Origin of the sequence: Mycobacterium sp. (assembly GCF_052143115.1) — a bacterium.
Lineage (GTDB): Bacteria > Actinomycetota > Actinomycetes > Mycobacteriales > Mycobacteriaceae > Mycobacterium.
In genome coordinates, this window is record NZ_JBKQTQ010000184.1 from 36,550 (window position 1) to 44,410 (window position 7,861).

General features: G+C 64.3%; 8 protein-coding genes. All 8 read right to left on the minus strand.

What is annotated here, in order from left to right:
* Nucleotide 1 precedes the first annotated feature (1 nt).
* Nucleotides 2-652 carry a phosphate signaling complex protein PhoU gene (phoU, locus tag ACLQI9_RS19565; protein WP_442392027.1) on the minus strand — a complete coding sequence of 217 codons (651 nt, stop codon included), beginning with the start codon at nt 650-652 and terminating at the stop codon, nt 2-4.
* Nucleotides 653-762: 110 nt separating this feature from the next.
* Nucleotides 763-1,590, minus strand: coding sequence for a mycofactocin-coupled SDR family oxidoreductase (locus ACLQI9_RS19570; RefSeq protein WP_442392028.1), 828 nt, complete (start codon nt 1,588-1,590; stop codon nt 763-765).
* Between the two features lie 108 nt (nt 1,591-1,698).
* On the minus strand, nt 1,699-2,580 hold the full coding sequence (locus ACLQI9_RS19575) for an SHOCT domain-containing protein (RefSeq protein ID WP_442392029.1): 882 nt from the start codon (nt 2,578-2,580) through the stop codon (nt 1,699-1,701).
* Between the two features lie 110 nt (nt 2,581-2,690).
* A complete protein-coding gene (gene tuf / locus ACLQI9_RS19580) occupies nt 2,691-3,881 on the minus strand; it encodes an elongation factor Tu (RefSeq protein ID WP_442392030.1) in 1,191 nt (396 codons plus the stop codon).
* Between the two features lie 223 nt (nt 3,882-4,104).
* Entirely contained in the window at nt 4,105-6,210 is a 2,106-nt protein-coding gene (fusA, locus tag ACLQI9_RS19585) for an elongation factor G (protein ID WP_442392031.1), read from the minus strand.
* A 99-nt stretch (nt 6,211-6,309) separates the two neighbouring features.
* Nucleotides 6,310-6,780, minus strand: coding sequence for a 30S ribosomal protein S7 (gene rpsG, locus ACLQI9_RS19590; protein WP_442392032.1), 471 nt, complete (start codon nt 6,778-6,780; stop codon nt 6,310-6,312).
* Nucleotides 6,780-7,154 (minus strand): 30S ribosomal protein S12, encoded by a 375-nt coding sequence (gene rpsL / locus ACLQI9_RS19595; protein ID WP_007767794.1) that lies wholly within the window; start codon nt 7,152-7,154, stop codon nt 6,780-6,782. Before rpsL ends, rpsG begins: the two co-directional genes overlap by 1 nt.
* Nucleotides 7,155-7,414: 260 nt before the next feature.
* A partial coding sequence (locus ACLQI9_RS19600; protein ID WP_442392033.1) for a TetR-like C-terminal domain-containing protein occupies nt 7,415-7,861 on the minus strand: 447 nt, incomplete at its 5' end.

Consider the following 7,861-nt stretch of genomic DNA (forward strand, 5'->3'; position numbering starts at 1 on the left):
TCTACCGGTCGGACAACCTGCCGGTCGTCTGGAAGATGACCCGACGCGCCAGTTGGACGGCATGGTCGGCGAAGCGCTCGTAATACCGGCCGAGCAAGGTCACGTCGACGGCGGCGGCGACACCATGCTTCCATTCCTGATCCATCAGCACGGTGAACAGGTGGCGGTGCAGTTCATCCATCGCGTCGTCGTCTTGGCGGATGCGCGCGGCCTTCAGCGGGTCGCGATTCAACACCACCTCTTGCGCGTTGTTCCCCAACTTGACAGCGATCCTGCCCATTTCGGCGAAGTATCCGTTGACTTCTTCGGGCAACGCGTGCTGGGGATGACGCCAGCGGGTGATCTCGGCGACGTGCAGGGCCAGCGCCGCCATCCGATCGATCTCGACAACCATCTGCAGGGCGCTGACGATCGCCCGCAAGTCACCGACAACCGGGGCGTGCAGGGGAGCCAGAAGCGCGTACGCGCTCTCCTCAGCGGCGGTGCTCATCGCGGCGATTTTGTCGTGGGCGGTAAGAACCTGTTCGGACAGCACAAGATCCGCCTGCAGCAGCGCTTGGGTTGCGTGTTCCATGGCAACCCCGGCCAGCCCGCACATCTCCCCCAGGTGCTCGGTCAACCTGGCGAGTTCCGCATGGTAGGCGGTCCGCATGCGGCCCAACATACGTTTTAAATCGTGGTTATACCGTCAAGATGCATGTGAAATCACGATGAATGTCGGCTTACGTTTGGTTCAAACAGCCGGCAACGGCTACTAAGGTCTTAGTACTTTAAGACGCCCTTGTCGACGGGGATCTGCGCTCCCGTCAAGGTACCGGAGCCGGCGCCGGCCAGCCACACCACGACATCGGAAACCTCGTCTGCTGCCATAAATCCATTGGGCTGCAGCAGCATTGGTCCGAAGCTGTGCACATAACGGGGATGCTCGGCGAACACCTGCATCATCAACTCCGGCTCGATCATCGGCGTGTCGACCGAGTAGGGATGGATGGAGTTGACACGGATGGCGAACTCGCCGAGCTCAATTGCGAGCGTATTGGTCAGCCCGACGAGGCCGTGCTTGGCCGCCGAGTAGTGGCCGTTGCCCGGGGTGGCCTTTAGGCCGGCCGACGAGCTGACCACGACGATGGAGCCGCCGTTGCCGGCCTCGATCATCGCGGGTATCACCGCTCGCAGGCTGCGCCAGGTGCCCGATAGGTTGACACCGATGACGGCGTCCCACTGCTCGTCGGTGAGCTCCCAGACCCGTCCCCAACTGAGCACACCTGCGTTGGCGACCAAGATGTCGAGCCGGCCGAACTGCTCGACGCCGTCGCTGACCAGTTGGCGCAATGCGGCATCGTCGCGGATGTCGACCTCGCGGGCCAATACCTTGCGCCCTTCGGCCTCCACCGCACGGACGGTCTCTGCCAGCTCCTCCGGAGTTGCGGCCGCATAGGTAATGCTCTCGGAAACCGGTGCGCAGATGTCCAGCGCGATGATGTCGGCGCCTTCTCGCGCTAGCCGGATCGCATGGGCCCGCCCCTGGCCGCGTGCGGCACCGGTGATGAATGCCACGCGGCCTTGCAGTGCCCCGGACACACCAGACACAACAGCCCCTTCCGCCGACTGCCGATCAGGCTAGCAGCGAAACTGAAACGTGTTTCAGCCCGGCGACGATGCACGCCGCCGGTCCTGCTTGCGTCGCCGCTCGGTAAGTCAGATCTCGGAGATGATCTGCGCCTGTTTGCTGGCGTATTCCTCGGCGCTCACCGCGCCGGATTTATGCAACGCCTCCAGGTCCTGCAGCCGCTGACCAACGGACGCCTGCGGTGGCGCCGCTGCCGCTGCCCCGATCCCGGCCCCGGCGGCGGCCGGCTGCTGGGCGGCGGCCCGCCGCACCACGGCCATGACCTGCTGGCGCACTACCGGCAAGGAGCGTATGTCGACTTTGCCACTGATCGGCAGGTTGTTGGCCCTGTATATCTGCAGGATTTCCATCAGCGGCCCTGCTTGCCCGCTCAGGTCGTAGGTTTGGTTGTCCTCTGCGATATTGAATTGCGCAGGAAGCACGCCGCAGATCAATCCGCTTGCTTGCCAGTCGATCTCGTAGTCACGGGTGTTCGGGTCCACCCACACGACAAGCTTGCGCGCCGTGACGATGGCCTGCTTGGTGATGTCGACGGTAACCCGCTTTTGGGTGTCGAACGCGAACCCGGGTCCGGCGATGTGCGAGTCCAAGTTGACCACCGGTCGCTCGTTGATGCGCATCCCGGTCTCACCGAGACCGGTGATCTGGGCCATCGTCAGCACACCGGTCTGGTGAAGAGCAGCGCTCTTGGCCGAGGACTTGGCGCCGCGGTTGGCCAACCACAGCGCGACGAGCACGGCGCCGGCCGTGATCAGCAACCCGACCCAGAGCATCCACTGAATGGACTGCTGCGTCAGGGAGGACACGGTGGAGGACATCGAGGTGTCGTAAGAACTGACCTCGGAACCAAACAGGCTGGGCAGCGCGAAGTACAGGGCTATAAGGACGGGCCCGGTCGCACCGCCACACAGCAGGACCCAAAATTGGGCCTTGAGATAACGCGCTAGCATCGCAAGCTGCTATCGTCAGCCGCCGACACCGACAACGATGCGGGTCAGCGTATCGCTGCACACAAAACGGCGCCCACCTTTCGGTGAGCACCGCTTTGCTGTCGGACTAACTATTTGATGATCTTGGTGACCCGGCCGGCGCCGACGGTACGGCCACCCTCGCGGATGGCGAAGCGTAGGCCCTCGTCCATGGCGACGGGCTGGATGAGCTTAACCGAGATGTCGGTGTTGTCACCGGGCATCACCATCTCAGTGCCCTCCGGCAGCGTCACCACGCCGGTGACGTCGGTGGTGCGGAAGTAGAACTGCGGACGGTAGTTGTTGAAGAACGGCGTGTGCCGACCGCCCTCGTCCTTGGACAGGATGTAGACGCTGCCCTCGAAGTCGGTGTGCGGCGTGGTGGTGCCGGGCTTCACGACGACCTGTCCGCGCTCGACGTCCTCGCGCTTGATACCGCGCAGCAGCAGACCGACGTTGTCGCCGGCTTGCCCCTGGTCGAGCAGCTTGCGGAACATTTCCACACCGGTGACCGTGGTCTTGGCGCTGGTCGGCTTGATGCCGACGATCTCGACCTCCTCGTTGACGTTGATCACGCCGCGCTCGACACGGCCGGTGACGACGGTGCCGCGGCCGGTGATGGTGAAGACGTCCTCGACGGGCATCAGGAACGGCTTGTCGGTGTCGCGGACCGGGTCCGGAATCGACTCGTCGACCGCGTCCATCAGCTTTTCCACCGACTCGACCCACTTGGCGTCGCCCTCGAGGGCCTTGAGCGCGGATACCTGGATCACCGGGGCGTCCTCGTCGAACTCCTGGGCGGCCAGCAGCTCACGGACCTCCAGCTCGACGAGCTCGAGCAGCTCCTCGTCATCGACCATGTCGGCCTTGTTCAGCGCCACCAGGATGTAGGGCACACCGACCTGACGGGCCAGCAGCACGTGCTCGCGGGTCTGCGGCATCGGGCCGTCGGTGGCGGCGACCACCAGGATCGCTCCGTCCATCTGGGCGGCGCCGGTGATCATGTTCTTGATGTAGTCGGCGTGGCCCGGGGCGTCGACGTGCGCGTAGTGACGCTTCTCAGTCTGGTACTCCACGTGGGAGATGTTGATGGTGATACCGCGCTGACGCTCCTCGGGCGCATTGTCGATCTGGTCGAATGCGCGCGACTCGTTCAACGTCGGGTACTTGTCATGCAGGACCTTGGTGATAGCCGCGGTCAGTGTGGTCTTGCCGTGGTCAACGTGACCGATGGTCCCGATGTTGACGTGCGGCTTCGTCCGCTCGAACTTCGCCTTCGCCACTTCTGTGTCCTCCTGGACTTGTTGGTGCTTGTTAAAGCAGTGTTGTTATTTCAGTTGTGCCGCGGTAGTGACCGGGCAAGGTTACTCCCCGTCGCGCCAGCATCGATTACTCGCCCGTCGCCTTCGCTTCGGTCGACTGCTCCCCTCCGGGCTCGTGAGCTTGTGCTGATTGCTCGGCTCCTCACTCGTGAGCTTGGGCTCACTCGCCGTCGCCTCGCGGCACTCACTCGCCCGTCGCCTTCGCGATGATCTCCTTCGACACGTTCGCCGGCACTTCGGCGTAGGAGTCGAAGACCATGGAGTAGTTCGCCCGGCCCTGAGTCTTCGACCGCAGGTCGCCGACGTAGCCGAACATCTCCGACAGCGGCACATGCGCCTTGACCACGCGCGCGCCGCTGCGCTCGTCCATGGCCTGGATTTGGCCACGGCGGGAGTTCAGGTCGCCGATCACGTCACCCATGTAGTCCTCGGGCGTAGTGACCTCGACGGCCATGATCGGTTCCAGGATCACCGGCTGCGCTTGCTGCGCAGCCTTTTTCAGCACTTGCGAACCGGCGATCTTGAACGCCATTTCCGACGAGTCGACGTCGTGGTAAGCACCGTCGAGCAGGGTGACCTTCAGGTTCACCAGCGGGTAGCCGGCCAGCACGCCGTACTGCATGGCGTCTTGGGCGCCGGCGTCCACAGAGGGGATGTACTCACGCGGGATGCGTCCACCGGTGACCTTGTTCTCGAACTCGTAGGTCGCACCGTCTTCGCCGGTGAAGGGCTCGAGGGAGATGAGCACCTTGGCGAACTGGCCCGAGCCGCCCGTCTGCTTCTTGTGGGTGAACTCGACCTTGTCGACCTTGCGCTTGATGGTCTCTTTGTAGGCCACCTGCGGCTTGCCGACGTTGGCCTCGACCTTGAATTCGCGGCGCATGCGGTCCACCAGGATGTCCAGGTGCAGCTCGCCCATGCCGCCGATCACGGTCTGGCCGGTCTCTTGATCCAGGTGCACCTTGAACGTCGGGTCCTCCTCGGCGAGCTTCTGGATCGACAGGCTCAGCTTCTCCTGGTCGCTCTTGGTCTTCGGCTCGATGGCCACCTCGATCACCGGAGCGGGGAAGGTCATCGACTCCAGCACGACCTGCTTGTTCGGATCGCTCAGGGTGTCACCGGTGGTGGTGTCCTTGAGCCCGATCACCGCGTAGATGTGACCCGCGCTGGCCCGTTCGACGGGGTTCTCCTTATTGGAGTGCATTTGGAACAGCTTGCCCAGCCGCTCCTTCTTGCCCTTGGTGGAGTTGATGACCTGGCTGCCCGACTCGACGGTGCCCGAGTAGACCCGGATGTAGGTCAGCTTGCCGAAGAACGGGTGCGAGGCGATCTTGAACGCCAGCGCGGCGAAAGGCTCGTCGGTCGTCGCGTGGCGCACGACCTCCTCGTCCTCCTTGCCGGGCGCATGCCCGACGGCCGGCGGCACGTCCAGCGGCGACGGCAGGTAGTCCACGACGGCGTCGAGCATGGGCTGCACGCCCTTGTTCTTGAACGCGCTGCCGCACAGCACCGGATAGATCTCGGAGGTGATCGTCAGCTTGCGGATCGCGGCCTTGATCTCTTCGATGGTGAGTTCTTCGCCGCCGAGGTACTTCTCCAGCAGCTCCTCGTCGGTCTCCGCGACGATCTCCAGCAGCGCGGTGCGGTATTCCTCGGCCTGCTCGGCGAGTTCGGCCGGGATCTCGACGGTGTCGTAGGTCTCGCCCAGCTTGGTCTCGCCGCGCCACACCTTGGCGTTCATCTCGACCAGGTCGACGATGCCCTCGAAGTCGGCCTCGGACCCGATCGGCAGCTGGATCGGCACGGCCTTGGCCCCGAGCCGCTCCTCCATGGTGCGGACCGAGAAGTAGAAGTCGGCGCCGATCTTGTCCATCTTGTTGACGAAGCAGATGCGCGGGACGTCGTACTTGTCGGCCTGCCGCCAGACCTGCTCGGACTGCGGCTCGACACCCTCTTTGCCGTCGAACACGGCGACGGCCCCGTCGAGCACGCGCAGGTTGCGCTCCACCTCGACGGTGAAATCGACGTGGCCGGGGGTGTCGATGATGTTGAGCTGGTTGTCTTTCCAGAACGTCGTCGTGGCCGCGGAGGTGATGGTGATTCCGCGTTCCTGCTCCTGCTCCATCCAGTCCATGGTGGCGGCGCCATCGTGGACCTCACCGATCTTGTAGTTGATGCCGGTGTAGTACAGGATCCGCTCGGTAGTCGTGGTTTTACCGGCATCGATGTGCGCCATGATGCCGAAGTTTCGGACCTTGCTCAGGTCGGTCAGCACGTCCTTCTGTGCCACAGAAGTCTTCCCACTCTTTCGATTGCTTGTTTCGCTATTCCTATTGCCCCGGCCACTCAGCCGAATGTCGCCGCCTACGCGGCTCCGCGCGCAGCCCGCTCACCAGCGATAGTGCGCAAAGGCGCGGTTTGCCTCGGCCATCTTGTGGGTGTCCTCGCGTCGCTTGACGGCCGCTCCGAGGCCATTGCTGGCATCCATGATCTCGTTAGCCAGCCGCTCGATCATGGTCTTCTCCCGGCGCTGCCGCGAGAAGCTGACCAGCCAGCGCAGCGCCAGCGTGGTCGACCGGTCCGGACGCACCTCGACGGGCACCTGGTAGGTCGCACCACCGACGCGGCGGCTCCGCACCTCCAGGGCCGGCTTGACGTTGTCGAGAGCTCGCTTGAGCGTGATGACGGGATCGGTGCCGGTCTTGTCGCGGGCTTGCTCGAGCGCACCATAAACAATGCGCTCGGCGAGCGATTTCTTCCCCTTGAGCAGAACTTTGTTCACCAGTTGGGTGACCAGCTGCGACCCGTAGACGGGGTCGTTGACCAGCGGACGCTTGGGCGCGGGCCCCTTGCGCGGCATTAGCTCTTCTCCTTCTTGGCGCCGTAACGGCTGCGAGCCTGCTTGCGGTTCTTGACGCCCTGGGTGTCGAGCGAACCGCGGATGATCTTGTACCGGACACCGGGCAGGTCCTTAACCCGGCCACCACGCACCAGCACCATGGAGTGCTCCTGCAGGTTGTGACCCTCGCCGGGGATGTACGCCGTGACCTCGACCTGACTCGTCAGCTTGACGCGCGCGACCTTCCGAAGCGCCGAGTTCGGCTTCTTCGGAGTGGTGGTGTACACGCGGGTGCACACGCCACGACGCTGCGGGCTGCCCTTCAGCGCCGCGGTCTTGACCTTGGCGACCTTGTCCCGGCGGCCCTTGCGGACCAGCTGCTGAATGGTTGGCATCTACCGGCTTTCTGTATTGAAGTTCGTTTCTGGCTCAGCTATTAAGTCTGTGTACTGCAGTTTTCCCCCGCCTCGGAATAGCTCCTGTACCCCGCGGCCGGGTGTGTCGCAAGCGCTCAGCACGGAATTCGATCCGGTGCGTCGTGGACATGCGAATTAGCCCGGCATCCGCTCCCTTACGTCAGGCGCCGTAAGCCGCCAGGCACGAGCTACCACAATACCCGTCGCCGGTCTCGCAGGTCAAAGCGGCGGCCGGTCGCCTAATTCGGTCCGGCATGCTGGTGCGCGGTGCGCCCGTCAAGCCCGTCCAAACCCCGAGCCAGGCGTAACACCATGTCGGAGAACAGCGCGTCCGTGTCGATGTCGTCCATCACGCCGGTCATCTCCAGCAGCACGAAGCCGTGCATCGCCGACCAGAACTCCAGCGCCGCGTGGAAGGCGTCGGCACCGTCGAGGCCGTAGGAGGCCAGCACGGAGATCACCGGTGCGGCCGCGCCCCTGGTGGCGGCCGCGTACTCGGGGTCGTCGCCGCCCAGCGGCATCCGGGTGAAGGCCGAGTACCGACCCGGGTGGTGATGCGCGTAGCTGCGGTAGGCGCCGGCCATGACGAGCACGGCGTCGTCGCGGGCGCGCCCCTCGCCGACCCGGTTCAGCATCGTGATGATGTCGTCGATGACCCGGATCCGCACCGCGCGGCGCAGGTCCTC

Excerpts from the sequence above, each read along its gene's own strand:
- phoU (WP_442392027.1), bottom strand. The coding sequence starts at position 652 with ATGCGGACCGCCTACCATGCGGAACTCGCCAGGTTGACCGAGCACCTG.
- ACLQI9_RS19575 (WP_442392029.1), bottom strand. The coding sequence starts at position 2,580 with ATGCTAGCGCGTTATCTCAAGGCCCAATTTTGGGTCCTGCTGTGTGGC.
- rpsG (WP_442392032.1), bottom strand. The coding sequence starts at position 6,780 with ATGCCGCGCAAGGGGCCCGCGCCCAAGCGTCCGCTGGTCAACGACCCC.
- rpsL (WP_007767794.1), bottom strand. The coding sequence starts at position 7,154 with ATGCCAACCATTCAGCAGCTGGTCCGCAAGGGCCGCCGGGACAAGGTC.